The organism is Xanthomonas sp. 3498, from assembly GCF_014199795.1.
In the GTDB taxonomy this organism is placed as follows: domain Bacteria; phylum Pseudomonadota; class Gammaproteobacteria; order Xanthomonadales; family Xanthomonadaceae; genus Xanthomonas_A; species Xanthomonas_A rydalmerensis.
In genome coordinates this window covers 112,888-134,901 of record NZ_JACHOH010000002.1, presented here as the reverse complement: position 1 = coordinate 134,901, position 22,014 = coordinate 112,888, and the positions used below count along the sequence as shown (strand labels likewise).

The window sequence follows — 22,014 nt, the reverse complement described above, 5'->3', positions numbered from 1 at the left end:
ATGCCCCGGTGGCGCCATGGCCACGCCCATGGCGTCGGCACATCCTGCCCGAGCGTCCAGCGCGCTGCGCCCCTACCTCGACGCGCACACCGCGCCTCAGCGACGCTGCCGCGTGCTCGGCTTGTTCCGCGACGGCTTCTTTTCCGCGCTGACCGCGTCCCGATCGCGCTCGACCAGGGTATCCAGGAAGACCCGCGCCTCGTCCCAGGACATGTCGTGCGGATCCACGCGCGCGCCGCCGTCGGTGGTAACCGCATAGCCCACCACGTTGGCCGGGCTGTACTCCGGCTCCCGAGTCAACGCCACGAGTTGGTAGCGTCCTTTGACTTGCACCGTATGATGGTATTCCACCATGCGCCTGGCCTCCTCGCCTGATCGTCCGCTTGGATGCTAAAGCAAGCGTGGCCATGCGACCAGCGCTACCCCGCGGGCGCTACCCGGCGGCCGCAGCGCAGGCACAAAAAAGCCGGCTTTCGCCGGCTTCATCGTGTCCACGTCCGCTTCTTGGCGACGTGGTGGGCGGTACAGGGTTCGAACCTGTGACCCCTACCATGTCAAGGTAGTGCTCTACCGCTGAGCTAACCGCCCTTCTCTGCCGCGGCGCACCGCTGCAGGGGCGCGAATCTTAGCCCACCTGGCGGACAAGAACAATACCCGCCCCCATATCGGCCACTGCGGCCCGCCTAGCCGACCAGGCTGGCATCGCGCAGCTTCTTGATCTGGTCGCGCACCCGCGCCGCGTCCTCGAACTCCAGATCGCGTGCGTGCTGGTACATCTCCTGCTCCAGCGCCTTGAGCCGGGCGGCGATCTCCGCTGGCGCCAGCGTCCGGTAGTCGGCCGGCTCTTCCGCGATCCGGCGCGCCTTGCCCTTGCCTTTGCCCTTGCCCGACTTGGCCTCGGACGCGTCTTCGCGTGCCCCCTCCAGGATGTCCACGATCGGACGCGCCACCGACTTCGGGGTGATCCCATGTTCCAGGTTGTACTCCACCTGCTTCTCGCGGCGGCGCCCGGTCTCGTCGATCGCGGCCTGCATCGAGCGCGTCATCTTGTCCGCATACAGGATGGCCTTGCCGCGCAGGTTGCGTGCGGCGCGGCCGATGGTCTGGATCAGCGAGCCGGTGGAGCGCAGGAAACCTTCCTTGTCGGCATCGAGGATCGCGACCAGCGAGACCTCGGGCATGTCCAGCCCCTCGCGCAGCAGGTTGATACCGACGAGCACGTCGAACTTGCCAAGGCGCAGGTCGCGGATGATTTCCACGCGCTCGACCGTATCGATGTCCGAGTGCAGGTAGCGCACCTTCACGCCGTGCTCGCCCAGGTACTCGGTGAGGTTCTCGGCCATGCGCTTGGTCAGCGTGGTGACCAGCACGCGGTCGCCATCGGCCACGCGCAGGTTGATCTCCGACAGCAGGTCGTCGACCTGGGTCCCGACCGGCCGGATCTCCACCTCAGGATCGATCAGGCCGGTCGGGCGCACCACCAGTTCGGTGATCTCGCCGGCCGACTCGCGCAACTCGTACGGACCGGGCGTGGCCGACACGTAGATGCTGCGCGGCGAGCGCGCCTCCCATTCCTCGAAGCGCAGCGGCCGGTTGTCCAGCGCCGACGGCAGGCGGAAACCGAACTCCACCAGGGTTTCCTTGCGCGAGCGGTCGCCTTTGTACATCGCGCCGATCTGCGGCACGGTGACGTGCGACTCGTCCACCACCAGCAACGCGTCGGCCGGGAGGTAGTCGAACAGGGTCGGCGGCGGCTCGCCCGGCGCCTTGCCGGTGAGATGCCGCGAGTAGTTCTCGATGCCGTTGCAGAAGCCGACTTCGGCCATCATTTCCAGGTCGAACTGGGTGCGCTGCGCCAGCCGCTGCGCCTCGACCAGCTTGTTCTGCGCGTACAGCTGCTCGAGCCGGTCCTTCAGTTCCAGCTTGATCGTATCCACCGCACTGAGGGTGCGCTCGCGGGTGGTGGCGTAGTGGGTCTTCGGGTAGATCGTGTAGCGCTGCAGCTTGCGCAGGGTCTCGCCGGTCAGCGGATCGAACAGGGTCAGCTGCTCCACGTCGCCATCGAACAGCTCGATGCGCAAGGCTTCGCTGTCGGATTCGGCCGGGAACACGTCGATGACCTCGCCGCGCACGCGGAAGCTGCCGCGGTGCAGCTCGTACTCGTTGCGGGTGTACTGCAGATCGGTCAGGTGGCGGATCAACTGGCGCTGCTCGACATGCTCGCCGATCGACAGGATCAGCCGCAGCGACAGGTAGTCCTCCGGCGCGCCCAGGCCATAGATCGCCGAGACCGTGGCCACCACCAGCGCATCGCGCCGCGACAGCAGGGTCTTGGTCGCGGCCAGGCGCATCTGCTCGATGTGCTCGTTGATCGAACTGTCCTTCTCGATGAAGGTGTCCGAAGACGGCACGTAGGCCTCGGGCTGGTAGTAGTCGTAGTAGCTGACGAAGTACTCGACCGCGTTGTTGGGAAAGAACGCCTTGAACTCACCGTACAGCTGCGCCGCCAGGGTCTTGTTCGGCGCCATGACCAGGGTCGGCTTCTGGATCGCCTGGACCACGTTGGCGATGGTGTAGGTCTTGCCCGACCCGGTCACGCCAAGCAGGGTCTGCTTGGCCAGGCCGGCCTCGAAGCCGGCCACCAGCTTCTCGATCGCCTGCGGCTGGTCGCCGGCCGGCGAATACGGCGATACGAGTTGGAAACGGTCGGACATGCACAAGCCTCAAGGTGGAAAGCGCGGGCGACAGCGTCGGCCGACCCCGCGCCGGGGAGATTTCCTACATGGGAACGCACAACCCCCTCATTCAAGCCCTGCCGCCCCGCCGCGAGACTGGCGACCTCGCACCGGGAGACGACGGACATGCGCAACGCTGCGGTCAAAGGCTACACATTGCTCGAGGCGATGATCGTGATGGTGGTGATCTGCCTGGTCGCCGGCATCGGCCTGCCAGCATTCCGGGAAATGCTGGCAAACCAGCGCTTGACGGCCGCCACGCACCAACTGAGCGCACACCTCGCCCTGGCGCGCAGCAGCGCCATCAGCTCAGGCGTCCCGGTCAGCGCCTGCCCGTCCAACGGAGACGGCAGTTGCCGCAGCGACAGCGACTGGAGCCAGGGCTGGCTGGTGTTCCGCGACCCGGAACGGCAAGGCCAGCCCATCGCACCGGACAGCATCCTCAGCGAAGGCAGCGCACCGGGCGCCGGCACCCTGGTCCTGCGCTCCAACCGCGGCCGGCCCTCGATCCGCTTCCTGCCCGATGGCCGCAGCGCCGGCAGCAACCTGACCGTCAGCATCTGCGAGCGGGGGCAGCTACGCGCCGCGGTGGTGGTGAACAACACCGGACGCATCCGCACCCGGAAAACGACGGAACCGATGCCCTGCCGGACGCCGGACTAACACGCAAAAGCAAAGGCCGCGATCGCTCGCGGCCTTTGCGGATTTGGCGCCCGAAGTTGGACTCGAACCAACGACCCCCTGATTAACAGTCAAGTGCTCTAACCGGCTGAGCTATTCGGGCGGGGAGGCGCATTGTATAGAGGCCTCATGCCGACCGCAAGGGGTGACCGCGCGCCTCGCTGGTTGCAGCTGCGCCCTATCCGCCCAGCATCACCAGCAGGTGCCCTCGCCAGCGCCGGTGGACGTCGTCCGCGTCCCCTTCTGGTCGATGCTGAGCGCGCCGCACTGGGTGTCCTTTGCCTGAGGGCTGTCCGCGCGAGGCGTCGCCGTCAGCTTGAATGCATTCGCAGTGGGCGCAACGCTGAACGACAGATCATAGAACTGCACCGCATCGCTCGGGCAAGTCGGCAGCGGCACATTGGCGTACGACATGTTGGTCGTGTAGTACCGCTCGATGAGCTGCACGCCCTGCTGCAGACAGACGGACGCGGCCGAGCGACGCGATTTGATGACGTAGGATTGATAGCTGGCGAAGGCGATCGCCGCCAGAACGCCTACGATCGCGACCACGATCATCAGTTCGATCAGGGTGAAGCCGCGCTGACGACGGGCCGTGGAAGTGAGTGATCGCATCAATTGTTCCTCAGGAGTTCGCGCCAGGACACGCGCTTCATGCTGAGCGCGCTGCTATTGGTACCGAGCGTGGTCGTACTCGCGTTGTCCAACGCGATCTGCATCTGGTTGCCGATGAAGATCGGACTATTGGGACTGCTGTTCAGGCCGATGCCGGAGACGGGAGCGCCATTGAGTGTATCGCCGGTGCTGGATCCGCCGCTGCCGTCCAGGTCGAAGAAGGATTGAGACAGCCGGCCGCCGGTGAAGGGGTTGATCGCCATCACAAAGCCCTTGCCGCTGGGGCTGCACACATCGCCCGAATCCGGAATACGCGTGGTGCCGATCAGCGCAGTGCCCTGGAAGAAGTTGGACACCACCATGCGCTCGCCCTGCGGCGTGCCGGGAGGCGACAGCAAGTCCATGTACCAGCCGTCCTGTCCGGCGCTGGGCTTGTCCTCGATCACGCGCACGGCAAAGCCGTTGACGGTGCCTTCCTGCAGGATGTTGACCTTGTTCAGGGTGGTGCGATTGGAAGGAATGGTGCTGCCGCGGTCGATCAGGCCGTACCAGGACTGGACGTCCTTGTTGCCGATATCGCCACTGGAAAGATACTTGCCGGTGCCGAAGAACACCCAGGTCAAGCCCGTCGCCGGGTCCTTCGCCGCCGTGGGCGCCGCGGTGATCGGCTGCGCCTTCGCCCCATAGCTGGCGGAGAACAGCCTGCTCGCGGTACCGCTCGTGCCGGTCATGTTGAATCGCCAGACATTCCCGTTGAGATCCCCGGCATATAGGCGATCGACGATGAAATCGTTGTTGGACGACCAGGCCAATACAGCGGACAGGCCATTGTTGCCACTCGCCCCCGTCTGGATGCGGCTCGACGCGCCAGTGATGGCGTTCACCAAGATGAGATCCGCTGAATCGCCGCTGCTGTTGGGGCCATTGCCGAGCATCGCGTACCACTGCCCGTTGGCGAGCTGCCCGATGATCGGCTTGCCGAGATTGTTCCCCAGCCCGACGAGGTCGGTTGTCGTGGACGTCTTGTCCCACAGCAGCGTGATGTTGTTGGGGTCAGTGACATCCAGCGCGAACATACCCTTGCCGCCACGCCCCATAGTGCCGATCAGCACCGAGCGCCAGCCGCTCCCGGAGTAGACGTCCGACACGGTGAGTTCGCCATCCACGTAATACCGGTGCTGGTAGTTCGGATCGGTGTAATCGAGCAACCCGGTCATCGCCGCTTTCGGCACGAAGGCGAACTTCTCCGCGCCGGTGCTGGCATCGAACCCATGCAGCATGCCGTCATTGGCACCGACATAGATCATCGGCGCGCGTGTGGACTTGGCCGCGGCGAAGGAGGCATACGTGCTGGCGCCGTTGAACGTCGCCGTCGTGTAAAGACGCGGATTGGGCGCTCCCACATAGACCGGCTGCGAATTGACGATGTCGCCCAGGATGCCGGTACGGGTACGCAAGACGCCACCGTTGGCCTTCTCCTGCGAGCGATCGCCACGCAGATAGTTAATCTGGTTCTGCGTTGCGGACGACAACGGCGTTCCGGAGAGCTTGCCATAGGCGAAGTTGTCCAGATTCCCGTTCGAGTTGACGAACTTGATTGTCCGGGTATCCCATGCCGGGAACTGCGCGCTCGCGCTCCACGCCTGCGTCAGCGCGCCGGTGGTCTGGTTGACGTCGTACGCCACCACATCGCCACGCCAGGTACCGCTGTAGAACACCGACTGGTACGTCCGCGCCCCAGCCTCCAGCTTGGTCGTGTTACTGGCGAGGGACGCCGCGGACCCCTTCATCTCCTCCAGGATGCGCTCGAACGCCTGGCGCAGGCTGGCCACCATCTTTTCCGCGTCGGCGGCGAGGTAGTAATTGTCCGGCTTCTTGTAATTGGTATTGCCATTGACGTAGGAGCTGCCGTCCCACCAGGTGGAGTCCGCCAAGGCGCTGATATTGGTCTCCGGATCGTAGCCTTCCGGCACACGGAAACCGCCGTACTTCGTGGTCAGCCAATATTGGTTGGTGTTTGGCGACTTGTAATCGCCATACTCCACCACGTCGACCCAGTGTGTGGACAGGGTCTGTTTGCCGGCCAGACCGTCGCTGGCGTTGTCCGGGCGCAGATCCTTGGTATGCGCGTCGTAGGCGAGCGCCGCGATGTAGGCGGAGTTCTTGTCGCTATTGAACTGCGGCGTGACCGCGCTGGAGGCGGCGTCGGAGGCAGACTTGCCTTCCTTGCGCCAGATCTGCGTCATGCGGTCGATGACGCTGACCGAGGTATCGCGGGTCACTTCCGGCGGCGTGGCCGGCTCGCCACTCAAATTGGTGGTGTTGCCTGGCAGATTCTTGTCCAAATGCGTATTGGTGTCGCCGATTCCCAAGATCACATTGATCTGGCAGCGATAAGAAATCGGATCGTTCCACTGGGTGATGACCGGGAAACCATCGGTTTGCTGGTATCGCTGCTGCGCGTTCCCACTCAACGAAGAGTAGGCCGCGATATTGCCCTGGTGCTTGAAATAGCGGATTGCGGCGTAATAGAGCTCACTGACATCGTCGTACGACTTGACGTTCTTGCCGGTATTGAGTTGACCGAACTTGTTCAGATAATTGATGACGCCGCTGTTGACGACCTGATACCGGGGGTCTGTTCCGCCGATTGCCGACGTTGTCGCTGCGGCGTCGGAGGCATCGGGATTCTGGTAGATGACACCCGTCTGCGGATCCCACTCTCGCGCCGTATTCGCGAGCGTTCCCTGGTCGGGATTGTAGGTATAGGGGCCTACGAATTTCTGGTTGGCACGCAAGACACCGCTGTCCACGGAAGGATCATCCGTGTTCTTGTAGCCGAAGACGCTGTAACGGATCCGCTTGGCATACTGCTGGATCAAGCCCTCAGGCTTGTAATAGCCGCTCGGATAGGCAACGCAGTTGTCTTCAAGGTACCCCGCGCCCAAGCTGGCATCGCACACTTTGACCCGCACCGAGACCTGAAAGGTCAAGGTGGTGTCGCGCACGCAGCCTATGTTGAAAAGCGTGTTACACGGAGAACCGTCCGGCTTGAGAAAGCTGCCATTCAGGGCATGCTTGCTCGGATCGTAGGCGATTTGCTGATTCGAGGAGGGATCGACCAGGCTTCCGTTGGCAAAGAACATCTGGTTGCCCAGCCCGTCGATGCGCATATTGAAATTCTGCCACTGCGCACCCGTCCCCCCCGCGATCAGCGTGGCATTGTTGCTGATCGAACGACGCGGAAAATTGCTGGTCGCTGGGCGATCGGCGACCGCCTTTTCCAGCAGCGTCTCGCTCGCCGTGTCGCGCGAACGATAGCCACCGGTCAACGCCGAGCGGAACGGATCGATGGTCTGGGTCGCGGCCCAGTTGAGGAAGTTGCCCGCCCAGACGCCCGCACCGGTACAGGCATAGCTGCTCGGATTGTTACCGAGCAGGCTGACCGGGTAGAAGTAGCGGTCGCTCTCGGTGTCGCTGTAGTGGTATCTGTAGCACTTCTCGGAGTCGAAATAGCCGACGAACCTGCTCGTCACCGAATAGGTATCGGACAGATTCGCCTTGCTGATGACCGTCGGAAATTCCACCGACGGCACGAAGGCCAGGTTGCCCGGCACATCGCTACCGACATACAGCGGCGACTGCGAGACATCCACATCCGCACCGGCACCACCCACGGTACCGATGAACAGGCCTGCCACCACGGCAAGGAGCCAGTCCCGGTATGTCGTCTTCTTCGCTCGACTGGTCATAGAGGGCTCCATTACTTGACGGTGACGTTGGTCTGCAGCACGACAATGGCGCGGCCATTGGACGCGGACGGATCGCCGCTACGCGCGATCACCCGATAGTATTTTTCAAGCGACGTGCCGCCGGTACCGCCGTACTGGTTCTGGTTGATGCTCGACCCCAGGCCCAACTGATCCTCGCTGGTGCGCTGGCCCAGATACTGGATGTAGTACTGGGCCGGCACTGCCTGGCCCTTCGGCGCCACCGTGCCGTTCACCCAGCACTCCTGGGTGCCCAGCGCACAGCCGCTGGAGGCATTGCCGGTATACGTGTTACTGGGCACGGCCGGACATACCGTGGTGCCTGACGAGCAGTTGAAGCCGACGGTATTGCCGGCTGCAGCGGCGGTCTGAATGACCTTCTCCGCATCGCGCAAGGCGCTTTCGGCGGCCTGGAATCCCAGGCTGCGGTCGTACATGTTGGAGGACATGCGCTCCTGCAGCAGCGTGCCGCGCAGCACGGCCAGTCCCAGCAGGGTCATCACCAGCAACAGCAGCAGGACGACGATGAGCGAAATGCCGGCCTGCCGGCGGGGCGACGGAGACATGTTCACGGGTTCCGGTTCCTGATGCTCACGATCGTGCTGAAAGTCCGTGTCGCCGGCTGCTGGTTTGCGCCGGCCGCCGTGTTGGCGCTGACGGTCATGCTGATCTGCACCGCGATGACGTTGGCCCAATTGCCCACGCCGCTTGCATCGGCATAGGCGGTGCCGCCGGTGGACAGGTATTTGAACTGCAGGCCGGTGACGCCATCGGCGATTTCGTTCTTCTGACTCGTGCCGCCTGGCGCGATCACTTCCTGATACAGGGACGTGCCCCCCGCCCCGCCGCTGCTGGCGGCCACATACCAGCGTACGGCCCGCACTTCGGTCAGGATGGAGTTGATCTCGTATTGGTAATTGTTCGAACCAGCGACACACACGCCCGGCAGGCGCCCGAGCCGCGTGCAGGCGTTGAGCCCACCACTGGAGTAATTGGCAGTGGTGCCGGAAACGCTGTTCACCTGCAGCACCGCCAGTTGCTGGCGGTCGCACAGCAGCATGATCGCGTTGCTGTGCAGATCCGGCGCTGCCGCGTTGAGCGTCAGCGTCTGGTTCGCGGGGTTGTGCGCCGTCACGGTCGCACCGCCGGTACCAGCGGACAGGATCTGGATCGCGTCAGTGCCTGACGTGATGGAGAGGCCGGACGGGCTAGTGTTCTCGTAACCGGTCAGCGGCAACGCCCAATTCATCCACCAGCTCGCCGTCGGATTGTTCAGCACGTTCGCCACCGGCAATCCGGAATCGCAAGGATTGCCGCCGGCCTCGCGGATGTCCTGGGCCATCATCTCGAAGCCGGTCCGCGCCGACTCCTGGATCCGGCTCAGGCCCTCGGTCGCCGCATAGGTCTGGCGGTTGGACAGGAAGATGCCGATCGCCGCACCGACCACCAGCAGGCCGAGCAGCATCGAAATCATCAGCTCGATCAGGTTGAAGCCGGATTGGCGCCGCGGCGGCGTAAGCGCGATACGTATGTTCACAGTTGGGCCGTCGTGCTCAGGGTCTGGGTCGCGCTGCCGCTGATGTTGCCGTTAGCACTGGAGTTCATTCCGCGGCTGTCGTCCCATTGCACGGTGATCGTGCAATTGCCGTCGTTGCAGGCGATGGAACCGCAGGTCGTGGTCTTGTCGCCGCCAATCGCATCCTTCAAGCCGTTGAGCCAGACCGACTTGTCGGTCGCCACCAGATCGCCCGCCGCCGGCGCCGTGCACAGCATGCTGCCGGTGTTGTAGGCCCCGAGCATCGCCGCGCTGCGGTTGGCGCGCATCGCATCGAGGATCGTGTAGGTCTGCATGACGATCTGGCTGCGCTGCAGCGCGCTCTGGTTGTTGCGCAGCGCCGTGGTCTGCATCGCCGCCACGCCCAGCATCCCCACTCCCAGGATCAACACCGAGATCATCACCTCGATGAGGGTGACGCCTGCCATGTGTCTGCCGCTCTGGAACCGCTTCATGGTGTCTCCGCTTGCCGGAACCGGCTCAGCCGGTGGTGGTACAGCTGCCGCCGTCGGATGTCGATGTGACCTGGGCGCGGCTGCCGCCCATCAGCTTGACGCTCCGGACATTGTTGGAAGGGTTGGTAACCGCCATGCAGACCACGATGCCGCCTGTCACTGGCGTACCGCTGCTGTTGCGCGCAATGCCGTCGGCACCGAAGGTCAGCTTGTCGCCGAGGGCATCCAGGGTGCTACTGGTGACGACCAGGCCGGTGCGCAGGGTCGTGCTGCGCAGCACGGTGCCGTCGCGGGCCACGGTCAGGTAACGGGTCCAGTTGCCGCCGCTGGCGCAGGTGGCACCGTCGTCGCTACGGCAGAGGCTGACACCACCGTTCAGGCGCACCGCTTCCGAGCGCGTCAACTGCACCGCGGCGATCAGCTCGTTGGCGGCGCTGGTCAGGCGGTTGCTGCGGATCAGGCCGGTGAAGCTGGGCACTGCCAGCGCCATGATGATGGCCAGCACCGCCACGGTGACCATCAGCTCCACCAGCGTGAAGCCACGTTGCGTCCGCTCGGCAAGGCCACGCTCGCAAGGAACCGCCATAGTCTTCCCCAGATTCTCCCGCCGGCCACGCTAGCGGCCGGACCGCCCACGCGCCAGCCGTTGCCGACGGATGGCGGATATGGGGGAGTGGACGGACCGTGCGCGGCGCGGCGTCAGCCGGCATGATGCACCTCGGCCCTGCCCCACCGCCTTCCGCCCCGATGCCCGCCTCCGCCTATTCCAACGACCAGCTGCAGGTCCTCAAGCAACCCTCGACCCTGATCTGGATCGTGATGGCCGGCGAATGCATCGCCGCCATCCTGGCCCTGACCCCGGTCCCGGGTGCGGGCATGGCCGGAAGCCGCTGGGTCTACTTCGGGCTGGCATCGCTGGGCATCCAGTGGGTCGCGCTGCTGACCCTGGCCAGCCTGCTGCTGTTGCGCCGGGCGCTGGCCGGAGGCGGCTTCCTGTCCATCACCGTGGCCACGTTGGGCCTGATGCAGGCACTGACCTGGCTGATCAGCGGGGTGATCCTGTATGCCTTCGGCGACTACTGGCAGCTCTCCAGCCGCGCATGGCTGGCATTGTCGCTGCAGTTGTCCGGCATCGCCCTGCTGATTGGCCTGCTCGGCATGGCCGCGCTGCACAACCATGTGCGCATCAAGCAACTGGTCGAACGCGCCAAGCAGGCCGAGATCGACGCGCTGACCGCGCGCGTGCAGCCGCACTTCCTGTTCAACACGCTCAACACCGCGGTGATGCTGGTGCACCGGCAACCGCAGCAGGTGGAACAGCTGCTGATGGACCTGTCGGACCTGTTTCGCGCCGCGCTGGCGGCGCCGGACCTGGTCGACCTGCAGGACGAGATCGACCTGGCCAGGCGTTACCTGGACATCGAGGCGATCCGCTTCGGGCCGCGCCTGCGCGTGCAGTGGGATTTACCCGAGATGTCGGTACCGGTGCGGATTCCGCGGCTGTCGTTGCAACCGCTGCTGGAGAACGCCGTGCATCACGGCATCGAATGCACTGCCGAGGGCGGCGAGATCGGCATCGCCATCGGCGAACGCGACGGCGCCCTGGAGATCCGGGTGCGCAACGCAGTGCCGGCAGGCGGCCTGTCGCCGCACATCGGTCGCGGTCACCGCGTCGGCCTGTCGGCCCTGCGCACGCGCCTGGAAAGCATGGAAGGCGCCTCGCTGCACACCGCCAGCGATGGCGCCTGGTTCGTCGCGACGATCCGGATCGGACTCAGGCCATGACCCGGTAGCAGGGCCGGTACTCGCCGGAGATCTTCATGCGGCGCTGTTCGACGAAGGCGCGCAGCAGTTCGTCCAGCGCCTGCATCATGTCCGCATCGCCATGGATCTCGAACGGGCCATGCTGCTCGATGCGGCGCATGCCGTCTTCCTTGACGTTGCCGGCGACGATGCCGGAGAAGGCGCGACGCAGGTCAGCGGCCAATGCGTGCGGCGGACGGCCATGGTGCAGATCCAGCGCGGCCATCGCCTCGTGAGTCGGCTCGAACGGACGCTGATATTCCAGCGGGATGTCCACCGACCAGTTGAAGTAGAACGCGTCCCTCTGCTCCTTGCGGTGCGTGCGTACCTGCTGGATGCCGGCGGCCATCTTGCGCGCCACCGCCACCGGATCGCCGACCACGATCTCGTAGCGCGAGGTCGCCACTTCGCCCAGGGTCAGGCGCAGGAAGCGATCGATCTGCTCGAAATACGGCGCGGCGATGGTCGGGCCGGTGAGGATCAGCGGGAACGGCAGGTCGCGGTTCTCCTCGCGCAGCAGGATACCGAGCAGGTACAGGATCTCTTCGGCGGTACCGACGCCACCGGGGAACACGATGATGCCGTGACCGATGCGGACGAAGGCCTCCAGGCGCTTCTCGATGTCCGGCATGATCACCAGGTGGTTGACGATCGGGTTCGGCGACTCGGCGGCGATGATGCCCGGCTCGGTCACGCCGATGTAGCGGTTGTCGTGCTTGCGCTGCTTGGCGTGGGCGATGGTGGCGCCCTTCATCGGCCCCTTCATCGCACCCGGGCCGCAGCCGGTGCAGATGTCCAACCCGCGCAACCCCAGCTCGTAGCCGACCTGCTTGGTGTACAGGTACTCGTCGCGCGAGATCGAATGGCCGCCCCAGCACACCACCAGCTTGGGATCGTTCGGCTGCAGGATGCGCGCGTTGCGCAACTGGCCGAACACCGCGTTGGTGATGCCTTCGCTGGACTGCAGATCGGTGGTCGATTCCGGGCCGAGCTCGATGGCCATGTAGGCCAGGTCGCGGACCACGGCGAACAGCAGCTCGGCCACGCCGTTGATGATCTCGCCGTCGACGAAGGCCATCGCCGGCGCGTTGAGCAGATCGATGCGCACACCGCGGTCGCGCTGCACCACCTGGATGTCGAAGTCGGGATACAGGTCGCGCGCCGCGCGCGGGTCGTCGGACGCGCTGCCGCTGGTCAGCACCGCCAACGCGCAGCGCCGCAGCAGTTCGTGCAGGCCGCCGCTGGAGGCATCGCGCAGGCGCGCCACTTCCACGCGCGAGAGGATGTCCAGGCCGCCGCGCGGGTAGATCCGCGCATCCACTACCGGCAGCGCGCGCGCGGCCGTATTGCTGGTCGTCATATCGGATGTCTTGTCGGTGTCGTCAGCCGGCGACTTTAACGTCAGCCCCCACAAAAAGAAAACGGCCGGGTCGCCCCGGCCGTTCCCAACGCTTCAGCTAGCCTGCGCCGCGATCAGAACTGATAGCGGAAGCCCAACTGCAGCGACCACTGCGACACGCCGGTGTTGAAACCATCGGCGTCGGCGTTGGCGGCCGTCGGCTGGTCGGTGTACAGGGTGTTGTACACGTACTTGCCCTGATAGATGCCCTGCAGGTTGGCGACGCGGGCGTCGGCGTAGAAGCCGTAGTCGTAGATCCGGCCCCACTTCTTGTTCAGCAGGTTGCCCACGTTCTGGATGTCCAGCCAGACCTCGGACTTGTGACCCTTGAAGAAGCCGGGCAGCTGCTGGGTGATGCGCACGTCGAAGGTGTTGATCCAGCCGGAACGGAAGCCGTTGGCCGGGGCGTAGCTGCCGGCGTACTTGGCCAGCTGCGGGTTCTTGGCCAGCCAGTCGAAGAACTGCTGCTGCAGCGCCGGGTTGGCGGTGAACGCACCGGTGCTGCTCAGCGTGCCGAACAGCACATCGCCCGGGCCCTTCGGCACGTAGAACAGGTCGTTGGTCGAACGACCGTCGCCGTTGGCGTCGCCGTTGAACACGTAGCTGTACGGACGGCCGCTGCGGCCTTCGTAGACCAGGCCCACGCGGGTCTCGTAGTCGCCGAAGAACATGTGCTTCCAGTCCAGCGAACCGGAGATGCGGTCCTTGATCTCGTAGCGCGAGGTGTTCTCGGTTTCCGAGTTGGCGTTGAAGGCGTACTGGTAGCCCCAGCCCGAGCTGGCGGTGGAGCTGGTCAGCGAGCCGACTTCGGTGGCGTGGGTGTAGGTGTAGCCCAGGGTCCAGGACCAGTCGCCGCCTTCGCTGAACGGCTTGGACAGCGACACGGTGAACTGCTGGGTCTTGCCCTTGTCGGTGTTGTCGATCAGGTAGACGTCGCTATACGCCTGGTTGCGGTTGTAGCGGTTGTCGCCGGTCGCCCACGGACGGCCGGTACGGGCCGGGTTCCAGTACAGCGCACGGCCGTCCGGACCATAGTAGGCCGCACTCGGATCCTGGCCCTGGCCATTGACGCGACCGATGTTCAGGCTCTTGTAGTACAGGCCGTCCTTGACCTTGGTCACCAGCAGCTCGGCCGAGGCCACGATGCCGTACCACGGCAGTTCGTGATCCAGGGCCAGGTTGGCCTTGTACAGCGACGGCAGCTTGAAGTCATTGCCGACGAAGCTCACGCCCTGGGTCGCCGAACCCGGGGCGTTCGGTACCGGCTGGGTGTCCTTGTTCGGGCTGAACGGCAGCGCCGGGTTGTAGGCGGTATAGCTGTAGGCGTTGTAGTTGAAGCCGGTGTTGGAGTAGCTGTTGCCGATCCACACCTGCGGCGCATCGCCCTGGAACAGGCCCACGCCACCGCGCAACTGGGTCGGACGGTCGGTGTCGAAGGTGTAGTTGAAGCCGACGCGCGGCTGGATCAGGAAGTCGCCGTTGAAGACCTTGCTGTTGTCGTAGCCGAAGTAGGCCTGCGCCGCCGCGTTGTAGGTCGGATCCGGGCTCACCTTCGCACGATCGCCGCGCAGGCCCAGGGTCAGGGTCAGGTTGTTGTTGACGTACCAGGTGTCTTGCACGAACAGGCCGAGGTTGCTGTTCTTGTAGTCGGCCGCGATCGAACCCGGGCTACGCTCCTGGTTGAGCTGGTACGAGCTCCAGCGGCCGCTGGCGAAGTTGTCCAGGCCGAAGAAGGTGTACACGCCCCAGGTGTTGCGGCCGTACAGGTTGTAGATGTCGTTGGTGCTGTAGTCGACGCCGAACTTCAGGTTGTGGTTGTCCAGGGTCAGCGTGCCCGCACCGTAGTAGTTCCAGGTCTTGGTGGTGAGGATGTTGCCCTGCGAGTTGGTCTCGGTGCCCAGGTACAGCACGTCGCCGGTCGGGTTGGCGACCGAACCGTCGAAGTACACGGCGATGCTCGGCGCATTGGTCGGCACCACGCGGATCGCGGAGTAGTCGCGGTAGGACACCTTGAACTCGGTGGAGAAGTTCTCGGACCAGTCGCTGAACAGCTGGCCGACGTAGCTCTCGACCGACTTCTCGTGCTGGTACCAGTACGAGCTCAGCGAGGCCTGGCTGGAGCTGCCGGCGCCGTTGATGCGCAGCTTGCTCTGGTCGAGCTTGCTGTAGCGGAAGCTGGCGCGGTGGTTGTCGCTGATGTTCCAGTCGAGCTTGAGCGCGTATTCCTTCAGGTCGGTGTTGCCGTCGCTGTCCAGGGTGCCGGCGTCGAAGCCGTAGTTCTGGGCGATCTGCTGGGCGCGGGTCACGTCGGCCATGCCGTACTTGGCGTTGGCCTTGCCCAGCGCGGTGCTGCCCAGGTCGAGGCCCGGCGCGTCCTGCTGGAACTTCTCGTAGTTGGCGAAGAAGAACAGCTTGTCCTTGACGATCGGGCCGCCGAAGGTCGCGCCGTAGGTCTTCTCCTTGGTGAAGCCGTTGAACTTGCTGCCGTCCGGGTTGTCGCCGAACCAGTCGCCGTCGCGATAGCTGCCGTACACCGAACCGTGGAACTCGTTGGTACCGGACTTGGTCACCGCGTTGACGGTGGCGCCGGCGGCGCTGGCGATGCTGACGTCGTAGTTGGACAGGTTGACGTCGATGGCTTCGATGGCCTCCATCGACACCGGCTGGCGCCGGGTGGTCATGTTGTTGCCTTCCAGGCCGAAGGTGTCGCTGGCCGAGACGCCGTCGATGTTGATCGAGTTGTAGCGCGGGTTCAGGCCGCCGGCGCTGATCGTGCCCGAGGCGCGATCGACGAAGGCCACGCGCGGATCCAGGCGCATGTAGTCCTGGATGTTGCCGTTGATCGACGGCAGCGCTTCGATCTGCTCGCGGCCGACGTTGGTGCCCGAGCCCATCTTGGTGGCGCTGAACACTTCCGAGCCGCCGGCGATGGCGACGGCATTGACCGTCTCCAGCGTGGTCGGCGCGGCCATGTCGCCGGTCAGGTCGGCGTTGATGGTGGCGTTCTGGTTGACGCTCAGGTACACGCCGTCTTCGGTCTTGGTGCCGTCGCCCGACTTGGTGATGGTGATGCTGTACGGACCGCCGACGCGCAGGCCGCGCGCGTTGTAGCGACCGGCGGCATCGGTGGTGGCGCGGCTGACCGTACCCGACTCGACGTGGGTGATGGTCACCTCGGCGCCAGCGACCGGCTGGCCACCATGGGTCACCACACCGCCGACACCGGCGGAGGTGCTCTGGGCGAACACCGGCGCAGCGGCCAGCGCCGCAACGAGGCCCAGAGTGAGCTTGGACATCCGCAGACGGGGTTGAATCATTGCAATAGCCTCGATGGAGTTTGACGAAATGCGCATGGCAGTGCCGTGCGAGTAAGGGCGCACGGCCGCGGAATGGGGGCTGGTCACCCTTGCCGATTCCCCGCAAGGGTTAACATGAGTTTAACACCATAGGGCCAATTTGTTGCCAAATCGTGACAACCCGGCACAAGCGGACATCACAGGACCTGGATCCCAGTCCTGGCCGCTTTTGGCGACAAGGAGGAGACAGGATCACGGCCGGGATGTGGCGGCGATCGACCGGATGCCCTCCCATGACCTCACACGCTGGCCGGCGAGCGGCGCAGCGTGATGCGGCGAAACATTTGCCGGGACCGCGCCGTCCCCACGGCGCTCACCGCTCGGCCGCGGGCGGCCTCAGCCGGCGACCGGCAGCTTCAGATAGGCGCTGAGCCCGTCCAGGAACATCTGCACCGAGATCGCCACCAGCAGCATGCCCATCAGCCGCTCGACCGCGGTCAGCACGCGCATGCCGAGCAGCTTGTACAGCAGCGTGCCGGAGAACAGCAGCGCCGAGGTCCCCAGCCAGGCCAGGATCAGCGCCAGGCTCCACTCGCCCAGCCGGGTCGGCTCGTTGCTGCCCATCAGCATCACCGCGGCCATGCCGGAGGGACCGGCCACCAGCGGGATGGCCAGCGGCACGATGAAGGGCTCGCCGTCGGGGATCTCGCCCATCAGCCCTTCCGGGCGCGGGAAGATCATGCGGATGCCGATCAGGAACAGCACGATGCCGCCGGCGATGGCCACCGACTCCTGGCGCAGATGCATCACTTCCAGCGCGTATTTGCCGCCCCACAGGAAGCCCATCAGCACGCCCAGCGCGATCAGCAGTTCGCGTGCCAGCACGACGCGCTGGCGCCGCGCCGGCAGCGGCTTGAGCACGCTGAGGAACACCGGGATATTGCCCAGCGGGTCGAGGATCAGGAACAGCAGCAGCGCTGCCGACAGAATGGTCATGCCAGGGGATTCCAGATCGCGCCGCGGTGCGCGGCGCCGGCGGGCGACAACAGCTCGACGCAGGCGCCGGCGTAGCGCGCCGGGTCGACCGCATCGAGGTCTTCTTGATGGGTATAGGCGCGGGCGCGCAAGGCAGTGCGCATCGGCCCCGGCTGCAGGCCGGCCACGCGCACGCGCGAGGCGGCCAGTTCACCGTGCAGGCTCGCCAACAGGCCGCGGCGGCCATGCTGGGCCGCGCCGTAGCCACCCCAGTAGGCCTGGCCGACCCGCTCCGGATCGTCCACCGCGAACACGATCGCGGCATCCTCGGCCTGCCGCAGCAACGGCAGGCAAGCCTGGGTCAGCCAGGCCGCGGCGGTCAGGTTGACGTGGAGGGCGCGCGCGAACTGGGCCGGATCGGCATGCTCGAACGGAGTCAGCCCGGCGAAGTCGGCGGCGCAGTGCAGCAGCCCGTCCAGGCGGCCGAGTTCGCCCTGCAGGCGCTCGGCCAAGGTGGCGTAGTCCGGGGGAGTGGCGCCGAGCATGTCCAGCGGATACAGCAGCGGCGCGGCGCCGACCGCGGCGATCGCGTCGTAGACCCGGTTCAAGCGCGCCGGCTTGTGCCCCAGCAGGACCACCGTGGCCCCTGCCTGGGCGCAGGCCAGCGCCGCGGCGCTGCCGAGCCCGCCGGCGGCACCGCTGACCAGGATCACCCGCTGCGCCAGCGCGCCGGCCTGCGGCGACGCAGGCGCGCTCACGACTGGTAGGCCTCGGTCACGATGCGCTGCAGTTCGCCGGACTCGAACAGTTCCATGGTGATGTCGCAGCCGCCGATCAGCTCGCCGTGGATGAACAACTGCGGGTACGTCGGCCAGTTCGAGTAGCGCGGCAGGTTGGCCCGGATCTCCGGCTCGTCGAGCACGTTGACGGTGTGCAGGCGGTCGGCACCTGCGGCCAGCAGCGCCTGCAACGCGCGGCTGGAAAAGCCGCACATCGGGTACTGCGGCGTGCCCTTCATGAACAACACGATGGGATGGCGTTCGACGTCGGCCTGGATGCGCTCCATCACCTGCATGCGGGTTCTCTCCTGCTGGGGCGAAAGAACGACCTTGGCGGTCGGCTAGACTCTCGCGTAGCCGCATAGTGTAAGCCCTGCGCGCGGCAGTACCGCGACGCGCGCCCGAAACCGCCAGAGGATCCATGCCCATCGAACTCGCTCCCCTGCCCTACGCCGCTGCGGCGCTGGCCCCGCACCTGTCCGCTGCCGCGGTGGAACAGCACCACGGCCAGCATCAGCGCGCCCTGGTGGAGCGGCTCAATGCGCGACTGGCCGGCAGCGACCTGGCCGAGCTGGCGCTGCCGGACCTGCTGCGGCGCGCGCAGGGCCGGCTGTTCCAGGAGGCGGCCGAAGTCTGGAACCACGAGTTCTACTGGCGCGGCCTGCGCCCGCGCGGCGGCGGCGAACCCGGCGGTGCGCTCGGTGAACGCCTGGCCAAGAGCTTCGGCGACGTGGCCCGGTTCAAGGCCGAGTTCGAGCGCATGGCACTGGCCGTGTTCGGCTCCGGCTGGGTCTGGCTGGTGCAGCGTCCGGACGCCAGTCTGGCGGTCGTCAGCACGGCCAACGCCGGCACCCCGCTGACCGGCGACGACACACCGCTGCTGGCCTGCGATGTCTGGGAACACGCCTACTACACCGACTACCCTGGCGACCGCGCACGCTATCTGCAGGCGTTCTGGAAGCTGGTGAACTGGGAGTTCGCGGCGTCCAATTTGCGTTGAGCCGGGAGTGGGGAGTCGGGATTGGGGAGTCGCAGGAGCGGCGGCCGTGGCCGCCGATTGCTGGCCCAGGCGAGGCCTGGACCTGGCGCCTGATTCAGCGCTGGCCGCGCAGGGCGGCGATCACCGGGGCGACCTGGGCTTGGCGCTGCAGCTGCTCGCCTACCGCCTGCAGTGCGTGGGCCAGCGCCTCGGGCGTGTCCTCGCGCAAGGTGGCGTGCCCGACCTTGCGGCCATCGCGCGGTTCCTTGCCGTAGTCGTGCCAGTGTCCGCCGGGCTGCGCAAGCACCGCTGCGGCATCGGGCATCGTGCCGATCCAGTTGAGCATGCAGGCGTGGCCGCGCATGCGCGTGGAACCGAGCGGCAGCCCCAGCACCGCACGCAAGTGGTTCTCGAACTGCGAGGTTTCCGCGCCTTCGATGGTCCAGTGGCCGGAGTTGTGCACGCGCGGGGCCATCTCGTTGGCCAGCAGCTCGCCGTCGCGGCAGAACAGTTCCAGCGCGAACACGCCCACGTACTGCAGGCGCTCGGCCAGGGCACGCGCATGCGCCACCGCCGCCTGCTCCAGCGCGGCATCGGCCTGCGCCGGGGCCAGGCTGGCCGAGAGCACACCGTGCACATGCCAGTTCTCGGTGAGCGGCCAGGTGCGGAATTCGCCGTCGCGGCTGCGCACCGCCACCACGCTGACCTCGCGCTGGAACGGCACGAACGCCTCGGCGATCAGGCCCACGCTGGCCGCCTGCGCGCCCAGCGCCGCCCAGGCCGCATCGGCGTCGGCGGCGGAGGCGATGCGGAACTGGCCCTTGCCGTCGTAACCGAGCCGGCGGGTCTTGAGGATGCACGGCGTACCGACCTGCGCCAGCGCCGCGTCCAGATCGGCGCGGGTGTCGATCGCGGCGAATGCCGGCACCGGAATGCCGAGCTCGCGGAACAGGGTCTTCTCGGCCAGGCGGTCCTGCGCCACCGCCAGCGCATCCGGGCTCGGGAACACCGGCACCTGTCCGGCCAGGGCCGCGGCGCTGTCCGCCGGCACGTTCTCGAAATCGAAGGTCGCCACGTCGACCGCGTCCGCGAACGCCGCCAACGCGGCCTGGTCGGCATAGTCGCCGACCCGCAGCGGCGCCACCTGCCCGGCGCAGGCATCGGCCGCCGGATCCAGCAGCGCGAAGCGCAGGCCCAGCGGCACGCCGGCCACCGCCAGCATGCGCGCCAACTGCCCCGCCCCCAGAATGCCGACGGTGGTCATTGGCGCGGATCGTCCTTGGCCATCACCTCGTCGGTCTGTCGCTGGCGGAACTCGCCCAGCGCGGCGCCGATCTCGGCGTGGTCGTGAGCCAGCATCGCCGCGGCGAACAGCGCAGCGTTGGCCGCGCCGGCGACGCCGATCGCGAACGTGGCTACCGGGATGCCGGCCGGCATCTGCACGATCGACAGCAGCGAGTCCATGCCGTTGAGCGCCTTGGACTGCACCGGCACGCCCAGCACCGGCACCGCGGTCTTGGCCGCCAGCATGCCCGGCAGGTGCGCGGCGCCGCCGGCACCGGCCACGATCGCGCGCAGGCCGCGCGCGGCCGCTTGCTCGGCATAGGCGAACAGCACGTCCGGGGTGCGGTGCGCCGACACCACCTTCACTTCATAGGGCACACCCAGCGCATCGAGTTTCTGCGCCGCATGCTGCATGGTCTCCCAATCGGAGCGGGAACCCATCACGATGCCGACGAGCGGCGCGGTTTGCTTGGAGGTCATGGCCGTCCCCTGCCTTAAAGACGTATTCTAGCCGTCTTCCACGCAAGACGAAGACCGGATGGACCGCAAACTGCTCGACCTGCTCTGCTCGCCCGACACCCGCCAACCGCTGGCGCTGCTGGAGGCGCGCGGCCTGGAGGCGTTGAATCGCGCCATCGCCGCCGGCGGCGTGCAGCGCGCCGATGGCAGTGCGCAGGCGCAACCGCTGCGCGAAGCCCTGATCACCCGCGACCGCAAGCAGGTGTTCCGCGTCGACGACGGCATTCCAGTGCTGCTGGCCGAGGAAGCCATCGGCACCGCCCAACTCGCCGACTTCCCGGCCAAATGAGCCGCGACCCGGCGCCGCCGCAGGCGCCTGCAGCGGAGCTGATCGCCGCCGACGTGGCGCGCGCACTGGCCGAGGACCTCGGCAGCGGCGACGTCACCGCCGCGCTGCTGCCCGACCGTGCCGACAGCGCCTACCTGCTGTGCAAGCAGGACGCGGTGATCGCCGGCCGCCCCTGGTTCGACGCCTGCCACCAGGCGCTGGATCCGCAGGTACGGATCGACTGGCAGGTGGCCGAAGGCCAGCGCGTGGCCGCCGGCACCGTGCTCGCCCTGCTGCACGGGCGCAGTCGCGCCCTGGTCAGCGCCGAGCGCGCCTCGTTGAACTTCCTGCAGACTCTGTCGGCCACCGCTACCGCCACCGCCGCCTACGTGGCTGCAGTCGCCGGCACCGGCGCGCGCATCCTGGATACGCGCAAGACCCTGCCCGGCCTGCGCCTGGCGCAGAAGTACGCGGTGCGTTGCGGCGGCGGCAGCAACCACCGCATCGGCCTGTACGACACGGTGATGCTCAAGGAAAACCACATCCACGCCGCCGGCTCGCTGCCCGCCGCGGTGGCCGCCGCGCGCGCGCAGTGGCCCGCGCTGCCGCTGGTGGTCGAGGTGGAAACCCTGGAGCAGCTGCGCGAGGCGCTAGAGGCCGGCTGCGACCGCATCCTGATCGACGACTTCACCGCGGAGCAGCGCCGCGACGCGGTGGCGATCGCCGCAGCCGCACCGTTCCACCGCGCGATCCCGCTGGAAGTCTCCGGCGGTGTCGACCTGGACGCGGTGCGCGCGATCGCCGCCGACGGCGTCGACTGCATCTCCATCGGCGCCCTGACCAAACACGTGCAGGCGGTGGATCTATCGCTGAAACTCGGCCCGCCCCCGCGGTAGCGGCA

The 22,014-nt window shown here is 66.5% G+C and carries 20 protein-coding genes and 2 tRNA genes; 5 read left to right on the top strand and 17 right to left on the bottom strand.

Features of this window, described 5'->3' with window-relative positions; translation table 11 throughout:
• Positions 1-96 precede the first annotated feature (96 nt).
• The 3 genes from GGR66_RS05565 to uvrB form a co-directional block, all read right to left on the bottom strand.
• A complete protein-coding gene (locus GGR66_RS05565; protein WP_048489910.1) occupies positions 97-354 on the bottom strand; it encodes a hypothetical protein in 258 nt (85 codons plus the stop codon).
• Between the two features lie 159 nt (positions 355-513).
• Positions 514-588: transfer RNA gene (locus tag GGR66_RS05560), tRNA-Val, on the bottom strand.
• Between the two features lie 95 nt (positions 589-683).
• Positions 684-2,714 carry an excinuclease ABC subunit UvrB gene (gene uvrB / locus GGR66_RS05555; protein ID WP_160967307.1) on the bottom strand — a complete coding sequence of 677 codons (2,031 nt, stop codon included), beginning with the start codon at positions 2,712-2,714 and terminating at the stop codon, positions 684-686.
• A gap of 147 nt (positions 2,715-2,861) precedes the next feature.
• On the opposite strand from uvrB, the gene GGR66_RS05550 reads away from it, so the two are divergent.
• Positions 2,862-3,398 carry a Tfp pilus assembly protein FimT/FimU gene (locus GGR66_RS05550; protein ID WP_160967306.1) on the top strand — a complete coding sequence of 179 codons (537 nt, stop codon included), beginning with the start codon at positions 2,862-2,864 and terminating at the stop codon, positions 3,396-3,398.
• A 44-nt stretch (positions 3,399-3,442) separates the two neighbouring features.
• On the opposite strand, the gene GGR66_RS05545 is transcribed toward GGR66_RS05550, so the two are convergent.
• The 7 genes from GGR66_RS05545 to GGR66_RS05515 form a co-directional block, all read right to left on the bottom strand.
• Positions 3,443-3,519 (bottom strand) — tRNA-Asn (locus GGR66_RS05545).
• 89 nt (positions 3,520-3,608) lie between these two features.
• Positions 3,609-4,031: a type IV pilin protein gene (locus GGR66_RS05540; protein ID WP_184447559.1), complete on the bottom strand. Its 423-nt coding sequence runs from the start codon at positions 4,029-4,031 to the stop codon at positions 3,609-3,611.
• Positions 4,031-7,783 carry a pilus assembly protein gene (locus GGR66_RS05535; protein ID WP_184447558.1) on the bottom strand — a complete coding sequence of 1,251 codons (3,753 nt, stop codon included), beginning with the start codon at positions 7,781-7,783 and terminating at the stop codon, positions 4,031-4,033. The genes GGR66_RS05540 and GGR66_RS05535 overlap by 1 nt, the downstream gene beginning before the upstream one ends.
• Positions 7,784-7,794: 11 nt before the next feature.
• Positions 7,795-8,367, bottom strand: a complete 573-nt coding sequence (locus tag GGR66_RS05530) for a PilX N-terminal domain-containing pilus assembly protein (protein WP_160967304.1) — start codon at positions 8,365-8,367, stop codon at positions 7,795-7,797.
• Positions 8,368-8,369: 2 nt separating this feature from the next.
• Entirely contained in the window at positions 8,370-9,338 is a 969-nt protein-coding gene (locus GGR66_RS05525) for a PilW family protein (RefSeq protein ID WP_184447557.1), read from the bottom strand.
• Complete coding sequence (pilV, locus tag GGR66_RS05520) at positions 9,335-9,811, bottom strand: type IV pilus modification protein PilV (protein WP_160967302.1); 477 nt, start codon at positions 9,809-9,811, stop codon at positions 9,335-9,337. Before pilV ends, GGR66_RS05525 begins: the two co-directional genes overlap by 4 nt.
• A gap of 25 nt (positions 9,812-9,836) precedes the next feature.
• Entirely contained in the window at positions 9,837-10,331 is a 495-nt protein-coding gene (locus GGR66_RS05515; protein WP_255421638.1) for a GspH/FimT family pseudopilin, read from the bottom strand.
• Between the two features lie 227 nt (positions 10,332-10,558).
• On the opposite strand from GGR66_RS05515, the gene GGR66_RS05510 reads away from it, so the two are divergent.
• A complete protein-coding gene (locus tag GGR66_RS05510) occupies positions 10,559-11,596 on the top strand; it encodes a histidine kinase (RefSeq protein ID WP_160967300.1) in 1,038 nt (345 codons plus the stop codon).
• Here GGR66_RS05510 and ppnN read toward each other — a convergent pair.
• From ppnN to grxD, 5 genes are all read right to left on the bottom strand, one after another.
• The gene (ppnN, locus tag GGR66_RS05505) at positions 11,586-12,974 is read right to left on the bottom strand and encodes a nucleotide 5'-monophosphate nucleosidase PpnN (protein ID WP_184447555.1); all 1,389 of its coding nucleotides are present in this window, start codon (positions 12,972-12,974) and stop codon (positions 11,586-11,588) included. The two genes, GGR66_RS05510 and ppnN, sit on opposite strands and share 11 nt — an antisense overlap.
• Positions 12,975-13,087: 113 nt before the next feature.
• On the bottom strand, positions 13,088-16,309 hold the full coding sequence (locus GGR66_RS05500; protein ID WP_160967298.1) for a TonB-dependent receptor: 3,222 nt from the start codon (positions 16,307-16,309) through the stop codon (positions 13,088-13,090).
• Between the two features lie 396 nt (positions 16,310-16,705).
• Positions 16,706-17,305, bottom strand: a complete 600-nt coding sequence (locus tag GGR66_RS05495; RefSeq protein ID WP_160967296.1) for a MarC family protein — start codon at positions 17,303-17,305, stop codon at positions 16,706-16,708.
• A complete protein-coding gene (locus GGR66_RS05490) occupies positions 17,302-18,042 on the bottom strand; it encodes an SDR family NAD(P)-dependent oxidoreductase (RefSeq protein WP_184447554.1) in 741 nt (246 codons plus the stop codon). The genes GGR66_RS05495 and GGR66_RS05490 overlap by 4 nt, the downstream gene beginning before the upstream one ends.
• Entirely contained in the window at positions 18,039-18,359 is a 321-nt protein-coding gene (grxD, locus tag GGR66_RS05485; RefSeq protein WP_048489897.1) for a Grx4 family monothiol glutaredoxin, read from the bottom strand. The genes GGR66_RS05490 and grxD overlap by 4 nt, the downstream gene beginning before the upstream one ends.
• 125 nt (positions 18,360-18,484) lie before the next feature.
• Here grxD and GGR66_RS05480 point away from each other — a divergent pair, with 125 nt between their 5' ends.
• The gene (locus GGR66_RS05480; protein WP_184447553.1) at positions 18,485-19,063 is read left to right on the top strand and encodes a Fe-Mn family superoxide dismutase; all 579 of its coding nucleotides are present in this window, start codon (positions 18,485-18,487) and stop codon (positions 19,061-19,063) included.
• Positions 19,064-19,157: 94 nt separating this feature from the next.
• On the opposite strand, the gene GGR66_RS05475 is transcribed toward GGR66_RS05480, so the two are convergent.
• On the bottom strand, positions 19,158-20,306 hold the full coding sequence (locus GGR66_RS05475) for a 5-(carboxyamino)imidazole ribonucleotide synthase (RefSeq protein WP_184447552.1): 1,149 nt from the start codon (positions 20,304-20,306) through the stop codon (positions 19,158-19,160).
• Positions 20,303-20,806, bottom strand: a complete 504-nt coding sequence (purE, locus tag GGR66_RS05470) for a 5-(carboxyamino)imidazole ribonucleotide mutase (RefSeq protein ID WP_160957090.1) — start codon at positions 20,804-20,806, stop codon at positions 20,303-20,305. The genes GGR66_RS05475 and purE overlap by 4 nt, the downstream gene beginning before the upstream one ends.
• A 58-nt stretch (positions 20,807-20,864) precedes the next feature.
• Between purE and GGR66_RS05465 the strand changes: the two genes are divergently transcribed.
• Together GGR66_RS05465 and nadC are read left to right on the top strand one after the other, a co-directional pair.
• Positions 20,865-21,134, top strand: coding sequence for a Trm112 family protein (locus GGR66_RS05465; RefSeq protein WP_010342118.1), 270 nt, complete (start codon positions 20,865-20,867; stop codon positions 21,132-21,134).
• Positions 21,131-22,009 (top strand): carboxylating nicotinate-nucleotide diphosphorylase, encoded by an 879-nt coding sequence (gene nadC, locus GGR66_RS05460; protein ID WP_184447551.1) that lies wholly within the window; start codon positions 21,131-21,133, stop codon positions 22,007-22,009. Before GGR66_RS05465 ends, nadC begins: the two co-directional genes overlap by 4 nt.
• Positions 22,010-22,014: the final 5 nt, after the last annotated feature.

Coding starts and splice junctions, on each gene's coding strand:
- GGR66_RS05550 (WP_160967306.1), top strand. CDS start 2,862: ATGCGCAACGCTGCGGTCAAAGGCTACACATTGCTCGAGGCGATGATC.
- grxD (WP_048489897.1), bottom strand. CDS start 18,359: ATGCAGGTGATGGAGCGCATCCAGGCCGACGTCGAACGCCATCCCATC.
- GGR66_RS05495 (WP_160967296.1), bottom strand. CDS start 17,305: ATGACCATTCTGTCGGCAGCGCTGCTGCTGTTCCTGATCCTCGACCCG.
- uvrB (WP_160967307.1), bottom strand. CDS start 2,714: ATGTCCGACCGTTTCCAACTCGTATCGCCGTATTCGCCGGCCGGCGAC.
- GGR66_RS05540 (WP_184447559.1), bottom strand. CDS start 4,031: ATGCGATCACTCACTTCCACGGCCCGTCGTCAGCGCGGCTTCACCCTG.
- ppnN (WP_184447555.1), bottom strand. CDS start 12,974: ATGACGACCAGCAATACGGCCGCGCGCGCGCTGCCGGTAGTGGATGCG.
- GGR66_RS05535 (WP_184447558.1), bottom strand. CDS start 7,783: ATGACCAGTCGAGCGAAGAAGACGACATACCGGGACTGGCTCCTTGCC.
- GGR66_RS05465 (WP_010342118.1), top strand. CDS start 20,865: ATGGACCGCAAACTGCTCGACCTGCTCTGCTCGCCCGACACCCGCCAA.
- GGR66_RS05565 (WP_048489910.1), bottom strand. CDS start 354: ATGGTGGAATACCATCATACGGTGCAAGTCAAAGGACGCTACCAACTC.
- GGR66_RS05515 (WP_255421638.1), bottom strand. CDS start 10,331: ATGGTCACCGTGGCGGTGCTGGCCATCATCATGGCGCTGGCAGTGCCC.
- GGR66_RS05510 (WP_160967300.1), top strand. CDS start 10,559: ATGCCCGCCTCCGCCTATTCCAACGACCAGCTGCAGGTCCTCAAGCAA.
- pilV (WP_160967302.1), bottom strand. CDS start 9,811: ATGAAGCGGTTCCAGAGCGGCAGACACATGGCAGGCGTCACCCTCATC.
- GGR66_RS05475 (WP_184447552.1), bottom strand. CDS start 20,306: ATGACCACCGTCGGCATTCTGGGGGCGGGGCAGTTGGCGCGCATGCTG.
- GGR66_RS05530 (WP_160967304.1), bottom strand. CDS start 8,367: ATGTCTCCGTCGCCCCGCCGGCAGGCCGGCATTTCGCTCATCGTCGTC.
- GGR66_RS05480 (WP_184447553.1), top strand. CDS start 18,485: ATGCCCATCGAACTCGCTCCCCTGCCCTACGCCGCTGCGGCGCTGGCC.
- nadC (WP_184447551.1), top strand. CDS start 21,131: ATGAGCCGCGACCCGGCGCCGCCGCAGGCGCCTGCAGCGGAGCTGATC.
- GGR66_RS05500 (WP_160967298.1), bottom strand. CDS start 16,309: ATGTCCAAGCTCACTCTGGGCCTCGTTGCGGCGCTGGCCGCTGCGCCG.
- purE (WP_160957090.1), bottom strand. CDS start 20,806: ATGACCTCCAAGCAAACCGCGCCGCTCGTCGGCATCGTGATGGGTTCC.